Origin of the sequence: Raoultibacter timonensis (assembly GCF_022845715.1) — a bacterium.
In the GTDB taxonomy this organism is placed as follows: domain Bacteria; phylum Actinomycetota; class Coriobacteriia; order Coriobacteriales; family Eggerthellaceae; genus Raoultibacter; species Raoultibacter timonensis.
The window spans coordinates 2,032,507-2,053,211 of the sequence record NZ_AP025564.1 but is presented as its reverse complement, the minus strand read 5'-3'; the positions used below and the strand labels follow the sequence as shown (position 1 = coordinate 2,053,211).

Here is a 20,705-nt window from a genome sequence, read left to right as displayed (position 1 = left end):
GCGCTTCCGATTTATTGCCCGTCTTCGACTCCCGCATTTTAATGCTTAGAGTTACTCTAACCTCGAGGCGAGGGCGATTACCCATCCGCGCTTCCCGCAGCTAACGCCATATAGCCGTCCTCGAGCGTCGGAGCCACCGGTTCGGCGCCTTCGGGGCACCTGTCGGCTATCACGCGGTAGCGCGTTCCGTACGCATCCCCCACCGCATTCACCACAATGGCTCCCTCGGGCGGAGCCATGCGCGGCCCGGTCAGCCAGGTGCGCCCGTGCGCTTCGTCAACGAGGTTTCCCGTCGCCCCGTCAAAGCGGAGGCGCCCTTTGCGCAGCACGCATACATAGGGGCAGGTTTGCGCGACGTCGTCGAGGATGTGGGTCGATAGGATTACCGTGCGATCCCTTCCCAGTGTTGCCAGAAGCGTGCGGAAACGCATGCGCTCTTCGGGATCGAGCCCTGCTGTCGGTTCGTCTACCACAAGCAGTTGCGGATCCCCCATCAGCGCTTGCGCGATGCCTACGCGTCTGCGCATGCCGCCCGAGAACCCGCCGATGCGGCGCGTCCGCACATCGGCGAGTCCCACACGCTCTATGAGCTCGTCGGCCTGCCGTTTTCTCTCGCGCTTATCATCCATGCCTTTAAGCACGCCCACGTAGTCGAGGAACTCGAGCGGGGTCAGGCTGGGATAGGGTTCGATATCCTGCGGCAGATAACCGAGGGATTTTTTGAGCGCCCTTCGGTTGCGCGCTTCGGCTATATCGCAGCCATCGACAAGCACGTTTCCCCGACTCGGCCGTACGATGCCGCAGAGGATGCGCATGAGCGTGGTTTTTCCGGCTCCGTTCGGTCCGACGAGTCCGATCATCCCCGAGGGGAGATCGATCGTAAGATCGTCGAGCGCACGCGGTTTTTTTGCAAAATCCTTGCCGAGATGGCTTACGGATACGAACATGGCTGTCCTTTCGTTAGGGCGGTTACGGTTGCTTACCTGCGTTGGAAGTTTCTTTTTCGAGAAATAAGCGCTGCGGCCGCAACGAGCGCCAGCGTCAATGCGATCCTCAGAACCAGCAAGAGCGCCGCATCGAAAGCCGTATAGGCGGCGCTTCCTCCCATCACATCAAGGTCGATAACGGGCTGACAGCCGAAGAAGCCTTGGCAAATGGTGTCGGTTACGACACCCATCTTCGATCGGCTCGCGCCGACGGGCATGGGCGCGAAGGTGGTGAAGCATACCACCACGCACCAAGCGGCGGCCGCGGTTATGCGCGCCAGCGCCTGGGGCAGAAGCGATCCGACAAACGCCGAGAGCGCTGCGGCGAGGAAAGCCAGCGGCACAGCGGTGGCCGCGAATACCGCAAGTGCGGTCAGAACCGACGAGAAGCCGTTTGGAGATTGCATGAAACCGCAAACGGCAAGGGCCGCAGCGGAAGGCCAGATCATGACCGAGAGCATCCCCGTCACCCGAGCCGCCAAGAGCTTAACGGGCGAAACCGGCGTAGAATCCTCTATTTCCATGATGCCGAGGCGAGCAGGCGCAGAGGCGAGGTCGGTGAAAGCCGCTGCATAGGCGATTGCCGGCACCAATCCGAGCGTCTGTCCGAGAAACGCCAAGTCGACCTGGGATCCCGTCGGCTTGGCCAAATCGGGCATCGCGATGAGCGCAATGCCCACAGCGATTAACGTGAGCAGGATCGATACCGCCCAGAGCGCCGATTGGCGTCGGGCCATACGCGCATGAACCCTTGCGAGGCGAAGAAAGCTCATCGCGCATTACCCCCTGCCCTTTCCAGCAGTCGCTCAGAGCGACCGGATGCGAACCACGCGATGGCCGCCGCCGTGCAGGCGACCAGCAGCGGCCCTTGCCTCTGGTCGATGGGGTTCGGTACCTGAAGATCCCAAAAGAGCGTGAGGAAGATCATGACCGCGATGACCGCCATGGTGGCGGAACGCACCGATCCGGCAAGAGACACGGCGGTATAGGCGACCAGCACGACGATGGCGGCACCCCCGACCGGCGAGAGTGCGCTCAACCAGCCGATGTCGTTGGGGAAGACGCCGAACGCACGGAGCACCGCGAACAGCAGGCACGCCCCGATCACGCCGCCCGCCAGCATGACGGCAAGACGTGCAAGCTGCACCGCGCGGAAGCCGACGAACGTCGATTCCTGAAGCTCCGCAAGCAGGTCGTCGCCAAGCGCGACAACGGCGCACGCCCCCACCGAGATGGGGTAGAGCTGCACGATAAGCATCATCGCCAAACTTGCCGCCTCCCTTCCTGCGAGGTGTGCCAAAACCACACCTGCGATGCTCACGAGCGCGCTCGTGCCGAGCGGTACGGCGAGCATAACCGCTTTGCTGCGGTGCACCTGCGCGGCGGCAAGCGATAGCGCACGACGCGGCTGCAGCCGCGAATGTCCTATGCGTGCAATGTCCATGCGAACTCCTTCATGTCGACGATCCCGATCGGATCCTGTATTCGTTAGTAGCGCCAAATGCCAAAGCGGTTCGCGTAAACGCTTGAAATTATCCGCTCAATCGGCGCTGCGCGATGCCGGTTCCCCGTCGGCCCTACGCCGCCTGCATCCTCGCGACGGCCGCCCTTCTTGCGGAGCATACGGTAGCGGCGAGCAGCGCGATGCCGAAAACGACGATGCCGACGGGGCCGAGTGCTCCCTGCAGGCCGGCGATAAGCAGTCCGATCCCCGAATCCGCAGCTGCATGGGCGACGGGTGCGACAACGGGTATCGATGCCGCACCAACGATCGAACCCGCCCAGGAAGAGCCCGTCCATACGGCGATAAACGCCGACGCCCCCGAAACGGCGGCGAGGGGCACGAGCCATGCCGAAGCGAGCGCCCCGAGATCGATCGGCACGCCCGCCAGCGAGGCGGCGGCGCATGCGGCGATTCCCGAGGCAGCGTCGATGCAGAGCACCGCGGCCAGGCGAACGAGCGTTACGGTCTGCGGCCCTACCGGCGTTGCAAGCGCGATGGAATCGGGGCGCTCCGAGGCGAGTGCGAGCGTCGCGGTAAGCGCGGCGCCCACAAGCAGGATCATCGAAAGCAGCCAGGTGGCGTCGAGCAGCGAATCCGCGTATCGCGCCATGCTCGCCCCGATCACGGCTGCCGCGGTCACGATGAGGGCTGCCGGAAGCACGGTCTGCGGTACGATGCGCAGCTGCGAAAGGGCGAGTTCGCCCGCCACGCGCAGGCTCTTGGCGGCCGTCCATGGCGCGGCGTCGATCCTCGAGGGTTCCTTCCGTATGCGCGCGGCCACGCTTGCGAACGCGGGCGCGCCCGCAGCGAACTCGGCTTCCTGACATCTCAGGGCATCGCGAAGCGCGTTCGCTTGGCTGTCGGGCGGTTTTACCCCCCGTCGATCCGAATCGGTTCGGCGGAAGGCGGAGTCGGATTCTCTTCTCGGCAGTTTGCTCATAGCATTCCCCTTAAGGATTCTTGCATCATCCGGCGCGCACGGGACACGCGCGACTTGACGGTGCCCACGGGTACGTCGGTTACGGCGGCGATGTCCGCATAGGGAAGCTCGTGCAGCCAGGCGAGGCGCAGCGTTTCCGCAAGATCGTCGGGCAGGGCGTCGAGAGCCGAAAGGATCGCCTCGACTCCGACGCCTGCAAGTGCGAGGCTCTCCGGTCCCTCGGCGCTGTCGGCAATGGCATCCGCATGTTCGTCGAGGGGAATAGCGCCCGCACGCTTGCGGCGCGTGTTCGTGTACACCTGCCGCTTCGCTATGCCGAGCAGCCAGGTGAGTACGCGACTCTCGCCGCGAAAGGCCCGCGCCGATCGCCAACATGCGAGCCAGACATCCGCCGCCACTTCCTCTGCGGCCTCGCGGTCCGACATCCGTGCGGCGATGAACGTGAATACGGCCGGCGCATAGGCGCAGTACAGCTCCTCGAGAGCCTCCTCGTCGCCGCGCGCGATCGCGCTGAGCGCTGAGCGCGCCCGTTGTTCGTCTTCGTCGTATCCGGCCATTCGGTTCTTGCCGTCTTTCTCGTTGCACGTTTCCCGTTGTTGTATCTTAGTAGCACTTCGGTGCTGGACGGTTCACGATTGTCCGAACTTTTTGCTGCATCTGCGCTTCGGTGGGCGACTTGCGCTAAGATGGCAACCTATCAGAAACGCATCGTATGCGGATGCCCAAAATACCGTACCGAGGAGAATCGCGTGTCCGGCCACCATGAAACGAGAAACGCTTCGACCCGAAACACCGTTGGCTTTGCCGAGGGCGATGCTCAAGCAATCGCACAGACCGACCGCTCGGTCGACCCCGTCTTCGCTCAAGAGCAGAAGCACTTGAGCGATACGTACGAAACGCTGGAAGCCATGGGTCGGTCTCTCACGGCGAAAATCAGAGCGTTGGACGAATCTGCGGCTGAAGACAAGCGCTCGATGGCCGAAGAGCTCTCCCCCAACTTCGCGAGCTATGCCGATGCGATGGAAACCTATGCGGATTTCGCCACGGTGAACCGCGTGGTCGACGGCTACAACGTCGCGCACGACCTGAATGCCGAGAAACTTGCCCGCATCGAGGTGCTGCTCAAGCAGCCTTATTTCGCAAAGGTGGTCCTGCAGTTCAAAGCCGGCGAAGAGGCAAAGGAACTCTATATCGGTAATGCGGGCGTGTCCGATGACGCGTATCGGCGGCTTGTCGTCGATTGGAGATCGCCGGTTGCCGAAGTGTATTACAACCAGGACATGGGTCCCACAACGTACCGTGCGAACGGGCGGACCATCGACGTCGATCTCAAACTGCGCCGCCAGTTCGATATTGCGGGCAGTGTGCTCAACGCGTATTTCGACACGAACGTCGCCATTCAGGATTCGCTTTTGCTCGCTTCGCTCTCCAAGGAGCGCACCGCCCATATGCAGGCGATAACCGCAACCATCCAAAAAGAGCAGAACGAGGTGATCCGCCACGACGATGTACCCGTTTTGCTGGTGAGCGGCATTGCCGGCAGCGGGAAAACCTCGGTGCTTTTGCAGCGCATCGCGTATTTGTTCTACCAACGGCGCGGCGAGCTCGACCCGAGCGAAGTCTTTCTCATCACTCCCAATCCGGTGTTTCGCCACTATATCGACAACGTGCTTCCCGACTTGGGAGAAAGCAATCCCGAAACGTTCACGTGGGACGATTTCCTCGAACGGCTGATGCCGCCCGACCGAAGCCATGGCGAAACCGATGTCCCCCTGAGCACGTTCGAGCGTATCGACGGCCTCGTTGGAACGTTCGCTTTCGAGCAGAACGACTTCAAAGAGATCCGCTGCAAGGACACGCGGCTCATTCCCGTGGGGCAGATTGCGCAGGTTGCGGCGAAGTACAAGCATCTTCCCGCCGGCCCGCACCTCGTTTCGCTTATGCGCGAAGCGCTCGCCGAACGTCTGGAAAGCCGTATCGCGCAGATGGCGGGAACCGATGCGGTGCATGACGAGCTGCTTGCGCTCGACTTGAACGAACAGCTTGAGATATTCCACGAAACGATCGATCCTCAGGATGACGAGGAGATCCGATCCTTTGCGCTCCGCTACCTGAACAACCGATTCGCCGACGCTTTCGAGGCCGTGGAAAACGACGACTGGCTGCGAATCGATCGCATCGGCATGCGGCTGCTCGACGCGACGCACCTCGAACCCGTTACGTGGCTCTATGTGAAAATTGCGCTCACTGGTCTGGGAAACCCCTCCGCAAAGTACGTGATGATCGATGAGGTGCAGGACTACTCGGCAGCGCAGCTCGCTGTGCTCGGCCGCTACTTCAGGCGCGCGCACTTCATGCTGCTCGGTGACGAGAACCAGGCCATCAAGCCGAACACAGCGACTTTCGGCGAGGCGCGAAGCGTATTCGAATCACTGCACGAGACCGTAAGCGAATGCAAGCTCATGACGAGCTACCGTTCGTCCCCCGAAATAACCGCCCTGTTCGCGAGCCTCCTTAAAGACAGCGAACGCATGCGCATCTCGTCTATACAGCGTGCCGGCGAAAAGCCGGTCGTCATCGAAGGCTCCGATAGGGATATGTGGGTATCGGCGTTGCGCCAAGCGGTTGAAGCCGCGGAAGGGGAAGACGGCCTTACTGCCATCATCGTTCCTTGGAAGAGCAATGCGAAACACGTGCAATCTCTGATCGGGGACAACGCACCCGCTCTTGTAAAGAAGAACGCGGCGCTGCCCGACAAAGGCGTGGTGGTCATTCCTCTCGAGCTCGCCAAAGGACTGGAATTCGACCACGTGATCGTGCCCGATGCGAGCGAAGCCGTCTTCCCCCATGACGAGCTCTCTCGCCGCCGCCTCTACACGACCGTATCGCGCGCAACAAAGAAGATCACCTTGCTTTCCCAAGGCGCGCTTACATCGTTGCTGGACGAGCGTCCGTAGAGCTCGGCGGATTTCCAAGTTTACCTGCAGCGAACCCATTTAGGTATTATGTTTCAGTTTGAAAAATCGACTCCTGGGTACATTTTATTGCGGTTGCGCGCGCTTGCTTTTTTTCTGAGAGCATTGAAGTTGGCTCCTAGGGACATCCACCCGGGCAAAGGCTTAACGATTGCGGCAGGCGCGGCGGGCTGGCTGCTTTCAAAAGACGATTCTTGCTGTTTCGGTGCGCACAGCCGCAATTTTGTGCACCCATGTGACGTTTTTCGCTGCACTCTCTGACATATAGAACCCACTCAGCCGAACCTCAGCCCCATTAAGGAGGCTCTTTGTGAAAAAGCTTGGTGAAAAGGATGCTTCGAACCATGATCGGCGTAGCCGAGCACGCGAAGTTGCTTCGACGCCGCATCGGTCGTCGAATTCATAGTGAAAAGCTGGAATGGCCAAAAGAATTACACCTCTTCCCTTTCTAATGCTATATCATGCATTAGAAGAATCTCTTACCTGACTTTGGAGTGCCGCATGAAACCATTGCGTTTGACTGCCGATATCGACGAATATCTGGAAAACACCCACTACGTGGGAAGCGAATCGAAAGTCGTTTCAGAGAAGGCCGAACGTCTGTGCTCAGGCCTTGCAAGCGAACCCGAGAAGGTTGCCGCCTGCTTCGATTACGTTCGCGATTGCATTGCCCACACAGTCGACATCGGCGAGAGCATCGTGGCCAAAACCGCCGATGACGTGTTGGATCTCGAGCACGGAACCTGCTACACGAAAAGCTTGCTGCTCGTAGCCCTGCTCCGAAGCATCGATATCCCGAGCGGTTTCTGCTACCAGCGGCTGTACGAGGACGAGGGAGACGATCCGCATTTCTTTTTACACGGTTTGACCGCTTACTATTCGTCGGTAAAGGACGCATGGATCCGCCTCGATGCGCGCGGAGGCGCGAAGGACGCCGACGCCCCCGCCGTCACCCCCGAACTCGTATTGGACGACTACCTCGCGTTCGAGCCCGATCAGTCGATCGGCGAGGTCGATTACCTTGAAGTGCTGCCGCAGCACCCAGAGCAGGTTGTAGCGATCCTCGAGATCAGCAGCAACTGCATACGGATGATCGAAGAGGATCTGCCGACCTTTTTGGATGAATCGGCGTAAAGCGAACGCATTCTTTCGGCAGAGCGCTTGACTGCGACACCGTGTCGTACTTTATGATCGGTGTCGGTCGCGGCAAGCGATTGCGGGGATGCATGCAACATTCTTTGCTCGAGAACACCGAACCGGAGGATACGCAATTCGATCTTCTGCCGCCAATCAAACCGAAGGAGCATCGCAATGACCGACATCGAAAAAGCGACGGTACCCGCCCAGGCGATCGTATCGATAACGCACGAACACGTGCGGGTCGACCAGCTGCCCGCCCTGATAGGCCCCGGCTTCATGGAGATAGGAGGCTATCTCGAATCCCAGCATGCCGAAATCGCCGATGCGCCGTTCGTCGCGTTCTACGGTATGGATGAATCCATCAAGCTCGACGAGAACGACATGCGCGTCGAGATCGGATTTCCCATCCGCGCTGCGATCGCCGCCGACGCCCGTTTCACTCAATACGAACGGGCATCATTCGAGGCCGTACGGGTCGTGTATACGGGAGACTACAATGCGGGCATGATGCGGGTATATCAGGATATCGCGTCCTGGTTGGCAGAGCGCGGGATTGCGTTTCCCGGTCTTGCCTACGAGTGCTATCTTACGGGCGAGGACGTGCCGCTCGACGAGCAGATAACGGTCATCACCGTGCCCTTTGAGGTGCCGAAGCGCCTAGGGTAGCGCGCACGTGCACCACAATCTCATGCGGTAGGGAGAAGATGTGCTCGGTCGGTTCGGCAAGGCCCATGCGCTCCCCTTTCTGAGGCATCATCCGGGTTTGGGCTCGCCGCTCCGAGCGTTACTCCAAGTACCCTTGCGAGCGCTTTTTCGTGTAGAAGCAGATGAAGTCGAGGATGATCTGGGCGGCATAGAGCGACGTCTGGTCGGCATGGTCGTAAGGCGGCGCCACCTCGGACACGTCGAAGCCGACGACGTCGCCCTTCTTCACGACGGCGTATACGAGATCGTTCACCTCCTCGTACAGAAGGCCTCCCGGCTGCGGCGAGCCTGTGCCGGGGCACAGGGACGGATCGAACCCGTCGATGTCGACGGTGATGTAGTAGTGCTCGGCATCGGGAATCCTCGCGATGATCGCCTCCATCCCCTCTCGCCTGAGCTCGGGAGCGGAGACGATCGTGCTGCCCCATGCGCGCGCTTCGGCGAAATCGGCCGGACCGCTGCTGCCGAGGCCTCGCAGGCCTATCTGCATCATCTTGCCGACATGCGCAAGCTCCGACGATCGCCGCATGGGAGAACTGTACGAACAGGTGAACTCTCCGTACGAGTCGGTCCAATCGAGGTGCGCATCGAACTGGATTATGCACACGTCATCGTAGCGGTCAAGCGCCCTGACGACGGGGATCGTGGTCGAATGGTCGCCTCCGATGACCACCGGCACCGCACCGGAATCGATGATGCACCGCACCGCGGCCTCGCAGTTTTCGAACGACTGCTCGAAACCGCACGGGGAAACGTCCACGTCCCCGCAGTCGATGATGCGCTCGCCTTGATCGAGGTACTCGACGTTTCTGACCGGATCGTACAGGCCGTACAGGCCATCGCAGTACACGGTCGATGCATCGCGGACGCCGCGCGGCCCGAAACGCGCGCCGCTTCTCGCCGATGCGCCCACATCAAAGGGGAACCCGAGGATCGCCACATCGTATCCTGGCTCGAGCGCATCGAGCGAGGGGCAGATCTCGGTTTTCATGAACGAAGCTATGCCCGTGAAAGGGAGGTTGAAGAAGTTGTCCCCGTTGGTCGAGAAGTTGACGTTCGCGTTCCTGCTTCCGAATTCCACGATGCTCCTTCCGCGCGTTTGTCGCCTGGTTATCCCATGATACGCTTTCGCATGGGTGCGGCGCCATCCGTAGCGGGGATGTTTCTTTCCGATATCGGTTACAGTCCGAGAAGCGGAGTCGGTTTATCGCGGTACAGGATCGTGAGCCGGTGCATAGCGCGCGTGACGGCTACGTACAGCAAGCTGCGCTCGTAATCGCTTCCGTACTGCGAATCGTCGGCATCGAGGACGATCACCTCGTCGAATTCAAGGCCCTTCGACATCTTCACGGAAGCGATCGAGACGCCGTCCGAGAAGGTCGCGCTTTCGTCGGATAGGAGGTGAACGCGATGCGACCCCGCCAGCAACTCGTAGTACACTCGCGCCACCTTGTCCGATTTATGGATGATTCCGAGCGTCTTGAATTCGCTTTGCTCGAACGCGTCGATGAGCTCGGTGAGTTTTGTGAGCACGCCTTGGGCGTTTCCGCACCGCTCGGTACGAACCTCGTCGCCGTGCCGTTCCATGAAAACCGGATCCGCGACGGGCTTCACCCGTTGAGCGAGCTCGTTGATCTCAAGGGTCGACCGATAGCTTTCCCGAAGATGGAACACTTCGGGCTTCCCGTACATATCCGCCATCGCCTCGAGCGTCATGGCGTTCGTCGGATCGACCGTCTGGTTGAAATCGCCGAGAATCGTCTTCTCGCAGGGAAACAGGCGCGCGATGAGCAGGTGCTGCATCGGAGTCAGATCCTGCATCTCGTCGATGAGCAGGTGCTTTACTTCGGCAAGTTCCTCGAAGCCGCCGAACGCCGATTGCAGGTACGCGATCGCGCAGGCATCCTCCCATTCCACGGTACCCTTTGCCGGCATTGTGAAAAGGCTCTTGCTCCCGGCTTCGGCCATGAAGAGGCGATACAGGCTCAAAGCATCCTTGGCGGCGAGCATGGCGTTGAGTTTTTGGCGAACCTCGTTCTTCTTGGGAACCTCGACTCTCCTGCCGATCGAGCGCGACGACATCTCGGCGACGATCTCCGACGCCAGAAGATCGATGCGCTCTTTGACCGTGAGCCTGCCGTAGCTGCGGTATCGCTCGGTCAGCCACGAGCCCGAAAACGTGTTCGACCCGAAGCCGAGGTCGACTCCACGAAGGGCCTCATCGCGAAAACGTTGCGCATACGACGCAATCGATTCGGCGAACTCGACGGTTCCCTTGAAGGAGGCTCGCTTGAGCCATGCGGAGTCGATTTCGTCAACCGGATAGCGCTGAGGCGCGATGCTCAGGTTCGATCCGAGCATCGTTTCGGCGACGGTGCGTACGTCCATCTCGCGTACGGGCTCCTCGCCGAGCTCGGGTAAGACGTTTGCGATGTAGTCGCCGAACACCTTGTTCGGCGACAGGATGGCGACAGAATTCGAACTGAGCGTGCCTTTGCGCCGATAGAGCAGGTAGGCGATGCGATGAAGCGCTATGGAGGTTTTCCCCGAGCCTGCAACGCCTTGGATGACGAGGGTGCCGCCGGTTTCGTCGCGGATGATCTGGTTCTGTTCGCGCTGGATCGACGAAATGATCGAACGCATCTTCTTGTCCGATGTGCGGCTGAGCTCCCGCTGCATCACTTCGTCGCGAATACCCGAGTCATCCTCGACCGCGTAGACGAGCGCGCTGTCTTCGACCTTGATCTGCCGCTTGCCCGTAAGCGTACCTGCCATGAGCCCCGAAGGCGCGGCGTATTCCGCCCGTCCCCTGTCGAAATCGTAGAAAAGCCCCGCGACCGGGCTCCTCCAATCCGATATTTCGATGCTTCCCTCGTGGCTGAAGGCGAACCTGCCGATATAGCTGGTCTTCGCATCGTCTTCCCCGTCTACGCGAAACGTCACGTTGGCGAAGTACGGCGAATCGTAGAGCTGCACGAGGCGCTCTCGGGAAAGGTGGGCGATCTCGGCGTTGCGGTCGACCTCTTTGAGGTAGAGCTCGTTTTGGTACATCTCCTGAGGGTCGATCTCTCCCCTGTTCTCGGACATGTAGAATTTGGTTGAACGGTAGGCGTCGTTGGTTTGCTCGAACAGCTCCGAGGCGTGATCGATCGCCTGGGCGAGTTTCTCGAGCGTTGCGCCGAGATGCTCCTCTTCTTCAGCGAATACATCGGGGGTTTTCGGGTCGGGGTCGGCTCCGGTCGTCGTGTCCATGGAATTCTCCTTAGCGCCATCCGCCCGCCCTGCCGCATGTTTGAGGCGGCAGATTTTCGGATGGGTGTAAAGAAATTGGGCGGAACGCGCTATGATAGCAGAAGTTGAGGGGAAATGCCGTGAGAATCAAGGAACGAATTGCCGATTGGGGTTACCGATGATACGCGATTTCGATACCTTGTCGAGCGGCGATAGCCGAGCAACGGTTTCACCTCAGCCTGTTATCGGAATATCCCCGGAACGCTACGGGCAAAAAACCTTGAGCTACACTGGTGCCGTAACGCGAACGAAAGGCATCAGCATGTCGAAATCGAGACTCGAGGCGTTCACCGACGCGGTTATCGCCATCGTCATGACCATCCTCGTCCTGGAGCTTCACGAACCGACCGCAGGCAGCTTCGCCGCGCTGTTCGAGGAGTGGCACCGCCTCGTCATCTACGTGGTGAGCTTCCTCATGCTCGCCATCTACTGGAACAACCACCATCACATGTTCCAAGCGGCCAAAACCATCAACGGAAAGGTGCTTTGGGCGAACAGCCTCTTCATCCTGAGCCTTTCCGTATTCCCGTTCGTCACCTCGTGGATGGGCGATTTCTTCTCGGATCTGGCCCCGCAGCTCTCGTTCGGCATCGCCATCATGATGGCCGACGTGATGTTCTTCGCGACCGCCTACAACCTGAAGAAGGCGACCGACGACAATGAGACCGTCTCCGTGTTCTTCAACAAGTACTACAAATCATGGGTGTCGATCGGCACGAACGTGATCGCCATCCTGCTCGGCGTTCTCATACGGCCCGAGCTCATCTTCATCCTCAACGCGGTCATGCTCGTGCTCTGGGTGGTTCCCGAACGCCGTATCGAGCGGGTGTTCCAACAGCAGCGCTGAGGATCCTGCATGCGAGAGCCGTCCGCAATGCGGCGCATTGGGTGCACGGCGCCGGTTTACGGGCGCAAGAACCGATACAGGCCCCAGCAGCCGGCGAGCACGTCGTCGTAGGTGGCATCGAAATCGCCGGTGTACCACGGGTCGGCGATGTCGCCGTCGCTGCCCGCGTATTCCAGGAGCTTCTTCACCTTGCATGCGGGGTCTCCTCCGAACAGCCGAATCATGGTTCGTGCGTTCGCTTCGTCCATGCCTACGAGCAGATCCCAAGCCGCGTAATCGCCCCGTCTGAGCCTGCGCGCGTATTTCCCCTCGCATGAGATGCCCGCCTTCGCGAGCGCGGCGGCGGTTCCCGGATGAACCGGATTGCCAATCTCCTCGTCGCTCGTAGCAGCCGACGCGATGTCGAACAGGGCTCCTTCGCCGTTCTTGTCGACGATGTCCCTCATGACGAATTCGGCCATGGGCGAACGGCAGATATTGCCGTGGCAGACGAAGAGGATGCGGTACGGAACCGAGGCCACGCCCTACGCCTCTTTCTCTTCAAGCGGCTCCATGACCTCGAGGTACCGCTCGTAGAGCTTCGGTGCTACCTTCTTGATGCTCTGCGGGCGAAACGTCTTGGCATCAACGACGCAGTGGGTGGTCGTGGCGGTGCAACACGGCTTGTCGGCGCCGATTTCTTGGCCCTGTTTGTACACTTCGTAGGCGTATACGGTCCTCGTCGGCCGCGATTCGATAACGCGCGTTTGAACGATGGCGGTATCGCCGTAGGTAAGCGGAGCGCCGTACGATATATCGACGTTCACGACGGGCGAGAGAAAACCCGCCTCCTCGAGATCCGAGTACGGGCAGCCGATGGTCTTGAGGAAATCGGTCCGGGCGTCTTCGAAGTAGAGGAGGTAATTCGCATGGTAGACGATGCCCATCATGTCGGTTTCTCCATAGCGTACGTGTATAGTGGTTCTAGCCTGCATATGCTCGTTCTCTCCTGATTGGATACAATGGTCGTATGGGTAATATCGTAACGTATATGCAAGAAGAGCAGCGCACTTTCTCGGAATTACCGTTTCACGCGGTCGATAGCCTTATTTGCTCGGTTATCTGCTACTTCGACTTCGATCGCTCCCCCGTAGCCGTTCGCGCGGGCGGCGAGGAGACGCTGCTCCACGACATCGTCGCCTTGAGCGATTGGGACGCGCTTTGCGCCGGCAGCTGGCTCGAGGATTCCAAGGAAACGGGGGCTTTCATGCAGGCTCTCATGGCGAGCAGACGATACCGGGCCATGTCCGTTGCGTTCTACGCGAACGAATTCTCCAATGCGGTCGAGAAGCAGTTCAGCGCCGTCACGCTGTTCCTCGGGCAGGGGGATGCCTATCTCGCCTACCGCGGCACCGACGGCAGCTTCGCAGGTTGGAAGGAGGATTTCAACCTGTGCTTCAGGCACGTGATCCCCTCTCAGAGATCGGCTGAGGCGTACCTGTCGGGAGTCGCCTCCGCGACGGGATCGCGGCCCCTCATCATCGGCGGCCATTCGAAGGGCGGAAACCTTGCCGAATACGCATCGCTCGTATGCCCCGAAGGCGTCTTCGAGCGCATCGTCGCCGTTTACAATCATGACGGGCCGTCGTTTCTCGAAGATCCTTCTCCCCGCATCGAGGATCCGACGTTCGCCGCCAAGCTTCATAAGACCGTTCCCGAATCGTCGGCATTCGGGATGATCCTCGAACGGAGGAGCGGCTACCGCGTCGTGCGGTCATCGGCGCTTTCCGTCTTTCAGCACAATCCGTTCAGCTGGGAGGTCGAGGGTACGGGGTTCGCCTGCCAAGATGCGCTCAACAAAAGCGCCGTGTTCTTCGACGCTGCGCTCGACGAATGGCTGAGGAGCAAGACCGCCGACGAACGAGAGCGATTCATCGACACCATCTACGACCTGTTCGTATCGACGGATGCCGGTAGTTGGGCAGAATTCCAGAGCCAGCTTTTAGCCAACACGAAGAAACTCGTCGGAAGAGGCGGCCGGCTCGACCCCGAGACGCGCGCGTTCATCCTCTCGACCATCGCTTCGCTCGGCGGCATCCTCAAGCGCGAAACGCTCAAGAGATTTCGCCCCTCGCCGCGAACTTGGCTTCCTTTTAGAAAAGAGCGGTACAATACCTCTTCGAGTAATCGACGCGAGAACTAGACGAGGCGGAATAATTGGTGGAACAAGTCGCTCAAACCCCAGAAAACGGCGCTGACGACGCAGCGTACGCAAAGCTCACGGCAACCATGGCCATGCAGCTCGCCGCTCCCCATACGTGGCCTGCGGCCATCCTGCCCGTCCTGTTCGCTACGGCGCTCGCGGGCATCTGGCACGGAAGCCTTTCGGTGACCCTGGTCCTCTCGCTCCTCGTCATCTGCGTGCTCATGCAAGCTTCGGTCAACACGCTCAACGATTATTACGACTTCGTCAAGGGAGCCGACAATATCGAAAACCAGCTCGATCCGACCGATGCGGTGCTCGTCTACAACAACGTCAATCCGAAATCGGCGCTCAAGCTGGCCGTCGGGTTTCTCGCCGCCGCATTCGCCCTCGGCGTTTACGTCATCGTTGCCGCGGGATGGATTCCGCTTGCCATCGGGCTTGTCGGGGCGGGGATCATCGTGCTGTACTCGGCGGGCAAAAGCCCGCTATCCTACTTGCCGGTCGGCGAGTTCGTGAGCGGCATCACGATGGGCGGGCTCATTCCGCTCGCATGCTACCAAGCGCTCACCGGAAGCTTCTCTTGGACCGTGCTGCTCTTGTCCGTGCCGCTCGTATGTGGCATCGGACTCATCATGTTCACGAACAACACCTGCGACATCGAGAAGGATGCCGCAGCCGATCGCAAGACGCTTTCCGTCCTGCTCGGCCGCGAACGCGCTCGAGCCGCCTATCACGGTACGATCGTCGCATGGATGGCGAGCATCGTCGTGTTCTCTGCCGTGTTCTTCCCTGCCGGCCTTATCGTGGCGCCGTTCATGCTGATCGCCCTCTATCCTGCCGCGAGCGCCCTCTGGAAAAACCCGCTTACGCCCGCAACGCGTCTTCAGGCGATGCCGCAGTGCTTGAACCTCAACATCGCCCTCGGGGCCTTCTATGCTGCAGCCATCCTCATGGGCGGCGTCGTGCAGCTTTGCGCGTTCTAGCGCCACTGAATCTGTATCGTGCCCCGCAGCGCCTCCAAAGAGAATCGCTGCAAGAGCTCGTCGAGTGCGATAGCGTCGCAGGTGTCTGCGATCCCCGTGATGCCCGCCAGGTGTCCGATCAGCGCTTCGGGCGTTTTGAAGCGGGCGCGTAGCGCTTCCATATCGGCGTCGCGATCGCGTTTCGAGAGGCGGCGGTTCGGCTCCCCTGCGATAAGCGGGATATGGGCGTAGGCGGGGTGCTCGAAACCGAAGAGGTCTTGCAGGTAGAGCTGCTGGGGCGTCGAGCACAGAAGATCGCAGCCGCGTACGACCGTGGTCACGCCCTGGTCGGCATCGTCGAGCACGACGGCGAGTTGGTAGGCGAACGCCCCGTCCGAGCGCCGCACGAGAAAGTCCCCGCATTCGTCGGCAAGGTTCTGCCGGTACGTTCCCTGGATCGCATCGTTCAGCCCGTAAACCTCGGCGGGCACGGTAAGGCGCATGGCGGGATCGCGCGTCTTCGCTCGCGCGATGCGCTCGTCGGCCGTCAGAGAGCGGCACGTGCCCGGATAGACGGCCTTCTCCCCGCGGTGCGGGGCGGATGCTGCATGGAGGTCGGCCCTCGTGCAGAAGCACGGGTACAGAAGCCCCCGCGATTCGAGATCGCGGTAGGCTTCCTCGTAGGCGTTCTTCCGATCGCTCTGGTAGTAGGGACCCCGGTCCCAATCGAACCCCAGATACTCGAAATCCCTCATGATGGCGCTGGCGAATGCGGATTTCGAACGCTGCTCGTCGAGATCCTCGATGCGCAGCACGATCGAGCCCCCGTCGCGCTTGGCGATGAGCCACGCCATGAGCGCCGCGAACACGTTGCCGGCATGCATGCGCCCGGTGGGGCTCGGCGCAAAACGGCCAACCGGCGCTTTTGCGCCCGTGCGGCAATCCGTTCCCGCTCCCCCTCGCAGGAGATGAGCCTGTCCCCCGAGATCGTGCGCGACCATGGCCTTACAGCTTCGCCCGCCTGTCCTCGACGTGCTTGGTCTTCCCGAGGCAGCGCTCGATGCCGCCCGGTTCGACGAGCTTCACGTTCACGCCGACGAGCAGCACGGCTTTGAGCTTCTCCGCGATGCGCTTGGTAAAGGCGCTCATCTCCTCGAACGAATCGCTGAACGCCGAGGCCTTGAGCTCCACGTGCACGGTCATGCTGTCGAGGCCGCCGACGGTTTCGACGACGATGCGGTAGTGGGTCGTAACGCCCTCGATGCCCGCAAGCACGTCCTCCACCTGGCTCGGGAACACGTTGGTGCCGCGGATGATGAGCATATCGTCCGAACGTACCCGCACTTTCTGCATGCGGGCATGCGTCCGGCCGCATGCGCACGGCTCGGTTACGACGCGCGTGAGATCGTGCGTGCGGTAGCGAAGCACGGGTATCGCCTGCTTGTCGAGCGGCGTGAGCACGAGCTCGCCTTCGACGCCGTCGGGAACGGGATCGCCCGTCTCGGGGTCGACTACCTCCCAGAGGAAGTGGTCTTCGGCGATGTGCTGCATGTCGCGCGAAGCAAGGCACTCTCCGGAAACGCCCGGTCCCATGACTTCGGTAAGGCCGTAGTTGTCGGTGCAGACGATGTGCATCCGCGATTCGATTTCCTGTTTGAGTTTCGGCGGGCACGGCTCGCCCCCGAACAGGCCGACGCGCAACGTGCTCGCCTCCCAGTCGAACCCGAGCTTCTCCCCCACCTCACACATGTGCATGGCGTAGGACGGCGTTGCGATGAGCACCGTGGTGCCGTAGTCCTCTATCATGGCAAGGTGGCGTTCGGTGTTGCCCGAACCGGCGGGGATCATCATGCAACCGAGTTTCTGCAGGCCGTAATGAAGGCCGAACCCACCGGTGAACATCCCGTACCCGAAGGCCATCTGCGCCCGATCCCCCGGAACGACGCCTGCCATCTGGGCGAGGCGCGCGATGCAATCGCTCCATACGTCCATGTCGTGCACGTTGTAGCCGACCACGATAGGTTTGCCCGTGGTTCCCGACGAAGAATGGAGCTCGATGACCTCGTCGAGCGGGACGGCGAACAGCCCGTAGGGAAACGTCTCGCGCAGAACCGACTTGTCGGTGAAGGGCAGAAGGCGCACGTCTTCGAGCGTCCTGATGTCGGCGGGCGCCACGCCGCGCTCGTCGAGCTTCTCGCGGTACCAGGCAACCCGATCGTAGGTCCAGGCAACCTGCTCTTTGAGCTTGGCGAGCTGAATCTCGCGGATGCGCTCGCGCGGTGCCGTCTCGATCTCGCGATCGAAAACGGGCATGGTCGAGAAATCTAGCATGGACCAACACCCCCGACGGGCTTTCTCAGGTCGTCCTGCGTGATGAGCTCTATGGGCTGGTCAGCAAGCAGGCGCTCCGCCAAAGCGATATCCTTGACGCTCAGGGCGATGTAGGTCGATATGAGCGAGTAGCTGTAGATGACGTTGATTTCGCAGTCGGCCATGACGCCGATGAGCCGGGCGAGTTCGCCCGGCCTGTCAGTGAGCTTTGCGCAGAGCACTTCCGATTTCGTGGCAGCCGCGCCCGCCGCCTCGAGCGCGGCAAGCGCCCGATCGGGGTCGTCGACGATGAATCGCACGATGCCGTAATCTCCTGTGTCGGATGCGCTGTAGCCGCGCACGCTGATGCATTCCTTCTCGAACATCTCGAGTACGCGCTTGAGATGTCCGGGCTGGCTTTCGAGGAAGACGCTGATCTGCGATACGCTCATGCCTTCACTCCTTGCGCGGCCTCGGCCCCCGCACGAAACGCTGCCAGGTTGGCATCGATCGTGTGCGCGGGCACGCGCTTGGCGATCTGGTCTTCCCAGAGCGCCAGATCGAAATCCATGCCCGAAGCCAAAGCGCCGAGCAGTACGACGTTCGTCGATTTGGCGTTGCCGGCCGTCTTTGCGATCGCGCCGGCGGGGACGAGCACGGCACCGAGCTCGCAAAGCCTCTCGCGCGCACGCTCGGGCATGGATGCCGATCCCGTGAGCACGGGAAGCGGCTTGATCGATTCGTCGTTGACGAGGAGCATGCCGCCCTGTTTGAGATAGGGGGCGTTGCGCAGCGCCTCGGTCGTTTCGAACGCGATGATGTAATCGGCGCTTCCGGGATCGGTCACCATGGAGGAAACGTCGTCTCCGAACCGCACGATCGTCGTTACGGCGCCACCGCGCTGCGACATGCCGTGGATTTCGGACAGCTTGACCGTGCATCCCGCGGCGATCGCGGTCTTCGCCAAAAGATCGGCGGCGAGGATCGTTCCCTGCCCGCCGACGCCGCACAGAAGCACGGTGGTGGTGTTCGTTGCGTTAACGGGCATCGGCGCCCCCTTTCGTCCGATCGGCCGTGGGTACGATGGCCGAGAACCCGCAGTACTGGGCGCACTGGCCGCATCCGATGCACATGACATCGTCGATTGCGGCCATCCCCGTGTCGGGGTCTTTCGCGATGGCGGGGCATCCGAGCGTCGGGCAGACGCCGCATGCGCGGCAGTCCTGCGTGACGGTGAACGCCGGTTTGCGGGTTCGGTCGATGAGCACGCACGGTGCTCTGAACACGATGACCGAGAGGTTCTCGGAATCGGTTGCCCTCTTGAGCGTCGAGCGAACCGCCGTCATATCGTGCGGATCGACCGTCGATACGTCTTCGATGCCGAGTGCGGCGAGGATGCCCTCGAGATCGAGCTCCCGAGTCGGACGCTTTTGCAGCGTAATGCCGTTGAAGGGGTTTCCCTGCTGGCCCGTCATGGCGGTCGTACGGTTGTCGAGGATGCAGACCGTTCCCGCGCCCTGGTTATACACCGTGTTGAGCAGCGAACTCAACCCGGAATGGCCGAACGTCGAATCGCCGATGACGGCGACGACCGGACGATGCTTGGTCTCGGCAAGCGCCAGCTCGAACCCGTGCGCCATCGAAATCGATGCGCCCATATCGACGCAGGTGTCCATGGCCGAAAGCGGGGGCAGCGCCCCGAGCGTGTAGCAGCCGATGTCGCCCGTCACGATCGCGCGCAGGCGCGAAAGCTCTTTGAACACGAGTCGGTGGGGGCAGCCCGCGCACAGCGCCGGCGGCCTGCCGGGCACATCGCCCTGCGTGGGAATATGTTCGGCCTCCTGCATGCCGAACGCAAGGCGGATCATGCTCGGCGTGAGCTCGCCGTCGGGCGGAAGCTCTTTGCCGGGAGCGGCCGAGAGCTCGATGCCAAGGGATCTGATCTGGTTCGAAAGGTAGTCGGATGCTTCCTCCACCACATAGAGGCGATCGACCGATTCTGCAAAAGCTTCGAGGACGCGTGCGGGAAGCGGCCAGGTCACGCCGAGTTTGAACACGCTCGCCTCAGGCAATGCCTCGGCTACGTGCTGGTAGGTCGCGCCCGCGCATACGATGCCGATCTCCGCGCCCTTGCGCTCCACGACGTTGTACGGGCATTTCTCGACCCACTCCCTGAGTTCAGCCGTACGCGCGTCCTGCACCTTGCGGCGCGGTTTCGCAAACGCGGGCATCATGACCCACTTGGCCGCATCTTTTTCGTAGGGCTTCAAATCGTGCTCGAGTCGGGGGCCGATCTCGACCGGCGTCTTGGTGTGCGAAATGCGCACCGTCGATCGGATGAGGAACGGCACGTCGAAGCGCTCTGACAAATCGTACGCTTCGCGCGTGAACGCAAGCGCTTCGGCCGAATCGGAAGGTTCGAGCATCGGCATGCGCGCCGCAAGCGCATAGAAACGGGAATCCTGCTCGTTTTGCGACGAGTGCATGCCCGGGTCGTCGGCAGCAAGAATGACGAGTCCCCCGCCGACGCCCGTGTAGGCGGCGGTGAACAGCGGATCGGCGGCGACGTTCACGCCAACGTGCTTCATGGTCGCCAGTACGCGTGCACCTGCGGCAGAGGCGCCGATGCCGACCTCGAGCGCCACTTTTTCGTTCGGGCACCATTCGGCGTACACGCCTTCCTTCTCGGCGAAGGATTCCATGGTTTCGGTTGAGGGCGTACCGGGATATGCGACGCCGATGCGGACGCCCGCCTCCCACGCCCCTTGGGCTATCGCCTCGTTGCCGGAGAGCAATTCCATCTGAGCAACCTTCCGTCTTTCGCCGCCTTCACTGCTGTCTTCGAGCGGCTCTCTCGTCT

The 20,705-nt window shown here is 61.1% G+C and carries 20 protein-coding genes; 6 read left to right on the top strand and 14 right to left on the bottom strand.

The window, feature by feature from the left end:
* Positions 1-77 precede the first annotated feature (77 nt).
* The 5 genes from MWL89_RS08395 to MWL89_RS08375 all read right to left on the bottom strand — a co-directional run bounded on the left by MWL89_RS08395 (position 78) and on the right by MWL89_RS08375 (position 3,987).
* Entirely contained in the window at positions 78-947 is an 870-nt protein-coding gene (locus tag MWL89_RS08395) for an ABC transporter ATP-binding protein (protein WP_244385703.1), read from the bottom strand.
* Between the two features lie 32 nt (positions 948-979).
* Entirely contained in the window at positions 980-1,723 is a 744-nt protein-coding gene (locus MWL89_RS08390) for a hypothetical protein (protein WP_244385702.1), read from the bottom strand.
* A gap of 32 nt (positions 1,724-1,755) precedes the next feature.
* Positions 1,756-2,430: a hypothetical protein gene (locus MWL89_RS08385; RefSeq protein ID WP_244385701.1), complete on the bottom strand. Its 675-nt coding sequence runs from the start codon at positions 2,428-2,430 to the stop codon at positions 1,756-1,758.
* Between the two features lie 133 nt (positions 2,431-2,563).
* Complete coding sequence (locus MWL89_RS08380; protein WP_244385700.1) at positions 2,564-3,430, bottom strand: hypothetical protein; 867 nt, start codon at positions 3,428-3,430, stop codon at positions 2,564-2,566.
* Positions 3,427-3,987: an RNA polymerase sigma factor gene (locus MWL89_RS08375; RefSeq protein WP_244385699.1), complete on the bottom strand. Its 561-nt coding sequence runs from the start codon at positions 3,985-3,987 to the stop codon at positions 3,427-3,429. The genes MWL89_RS08380 and MWL89_RS08375 overlap by 4 nt, the downstream gene beginning before the upstream one ends.
* Positions 3,988-4,179: 192 nt before the next feature.
* On the opposite strand from MWL89_RS08375, the gene MWL89_RS08370 reads away from it, so the two are divergent.
* From MWL89_RS08370 to MWL89_RS08360, 3 genes are all read left to right on the top strand, one after another.
* Complete coding sequence (locus tag MWL89_RS08370; protein ID WP_341801918.1) at positions 4,180-6,387, top strand: HelD family protein; 2,208 nt, start codon at positions 4,180-4,182, stop codon at positions 6,385-6,387.
* A 519-nt stretch (positions 6,388-6,906) separates the two neighbouring features.
* A complete protein-coding gene (locus MWL89_RS08365) occupies positions 6,907-7,539 on the top strand; it encodes a transglutaminase-like domain-containing protein (protein WP_102378127.1) in 633 nt (210 codons plus the stop codon).
* Positions 7,540-7,716: 177 nt separating this feature from the next.
* On the top strand, positions 7,717-8,211 hold the full coding sequence (locus tag MWL89_RS08360) for a GyrI-like domain-containing protein (protein ID WP_244385698.1): 495 nt from the start codon (positions 7,717-7,719) through the stop codon (positions 8,209-8,211).
* A gap of 118 nt (positions 8,212-8,329) precedes the next feature.
* Here MWL89_RS08360 and speB read toward each other — a convergent pair whose 3' ends face one another.
* Together speB and MWL89_RS08350 are read right to left on the bottom strand one after the other, a co-directional pair.
* A complete protein-coding gene (speB, locus tag MWL89_RS08355) occupies positions 8,330-9,331 on the bottom strand; it encodes an agmatinase (RefSeq protein WP_244385697.1) in 1,002 nt (333 codons plus the stop codon).
* Positions 9,332-9,429: 98 nt separating this feature from the next.
* Entirely contained in the window at positions 9,430-11,502 is a 2,073-nt protein-coding gene (locus MWL89_RS08350; protein WP_244385696.1) for a HelD family protein, read from the bottom strand.
* Between the two features lie 301 nt (positions 11,503-11,803).
* Here MWL89_RS08350 and MWL89_RS08345 point away from each other — a divergent pair, with 301 nt between their 5' ends.
* Positions 11,804-12,388: a TMEM175 family protein gene (locus MWL89_RS08345; protein WP_244385695.1), complete on the top strand. Its 585-nt coding sequence runs from the start codon at positions 11,804-11,806 to the stop codon at positions 12,386-12,388.
* Between the two features lie 56 nt (positions 12,389-12,444).
* On the opposite strand, the gene MWL89_RS08340 is transcribed toward MWL89_RS08345, so the two are convergent.
* Together MWL89_RS08340 and MWL89_RS08335 are read right to left on the bottom strand one after the other, a co-directional pair.
* Positions 12,445-12,909, bottom strand: coding sequence for a low molecular weight protein-tyrosine-phosphatase (locus tag MWL89_RS08340; RefSeq protein WP_244385694.1), 465 nt, complete (start codon positions 12,907-12,909; stop codon positions 12,445-12,447).
* A gap of 3 nt (positions 12,910-12,912) precedes the next feature.
* Complete coding sequence (locus MWL89_RS08335) at positions 12,913-13,362, bottom strand: acyl-CoA thioesterase (RefSeq protein ID WP_244385693.1); 450 nt, start codon at positions 13,360-13,362, stop codon at positions 12,913-12,915.
* A gap of 35 nt (positions 13,363-13,397) precedes the next feature.
* Here MWL89_RS08335 and MWL89_RS08330 point away from each other — a divergent pair, with 35 nt between their 5' ends.
* On the top strand, positions 13,398-14,570 hold the full coding sequence (locus MWL89_RS08330) for an Mbeg1-like protein (protein ID WP_244385692.1): 1,173 nt from the start codon (positions 13,398-13,400) through the stop codon (positions 14,568-14,570).
* Positions 14,571-14,656: 86 nt separating this feature from the next.
* Positions 14,657-15,556 carry a prenyltransferase gene (locus MWL89_RS08325; RefSeq protein ID WP_244412597.1) on the top strand — a complete coding sequence of 300 codons (900 nt, stop codon included), beginning with the start codon at positions 14,657-14,659 and terminating at the stop codon, positions 15,554-15,556.
* Here MWL89_RS08325 and gluQRS read toward each other — a convergent pair.
* Genes gluQRS through MWL89_RS08300 form a run of 5 tightly spaced genes read right to left on the bottom strand, consistent with a single transcriptional unit; the run spans position 15,553 to position 20,646 of the window.
* A complete protein-coding gene (gluQRS, locus tag MWL89_RS08320) occupies positions 15,553-16,536 on the bottom strand; it encodes a tRNA glutamyl-Q(34) synthetase GluQRS (RefSeq protein WP_244385691.1) in 984 nt (327 codons plus the stop codon). The two genes, MWL89_RS08325 and gluQRS, sit on opposite strands and share 4 nt — an antisense overlap.
* A 4-nt stretch (positions 16,537-16,540) precedes the next feature.
* Positions 16,541-17,866, bottom strand: a complete 1,326-nt coding sequence (locus tag MWL89_RS08315; RefSeq protein WP_244385690.1) for a phenylacetate--CoA ligase family protein — start codon at positions 17,864-17,866, stop codon at positions 16,541-16,543.
* A complete protein-coding gene (locus MWL89_RS08310) occupies positions 17,860-18,297 on the bottom strand; it encodes an amino acid-binding protein (protein ID WP_244385689.1) in 438 nt (145 codons plus the stop codon). The genes MWL89_RS08315 and MWL89_RS08310 overlap by 7 nt, the downstream gene beginning before the upstream one ends.
* Complete coding sequence (locus MWL89_RS08305; RefSeq protein ID WP_244385688.1) at positions 18,294-18,893, bottom strand: indolepyruvate oxidoreductase subunit beta; 600 nt, start codon at positions 18,891-18,893, stop codon at positions 18,294-18,296. Before MWL89_RS08305 ends, MWL89_RS08310 begins: the two co-directional genes overlap by 4 nt.
* Positions 18,883-20,646: a thiamine pyrophosphate-dependent enzyme gene (locus MWL89_RS08300; RefSeq protein WP_244385687.1), complete on the bottom strand. Its 1,764-nt coding sequence runs from the start codon at positions 20,644-20,646 to the stop codon at positions 18,883-18,885. Before MWL89_RS08300 ends, MWL89_RS08305 begins: the two co-directional genes overlap by 11 nt.
* Positions 20,647-20,705 lie beyond the last annotated feature (59 nt).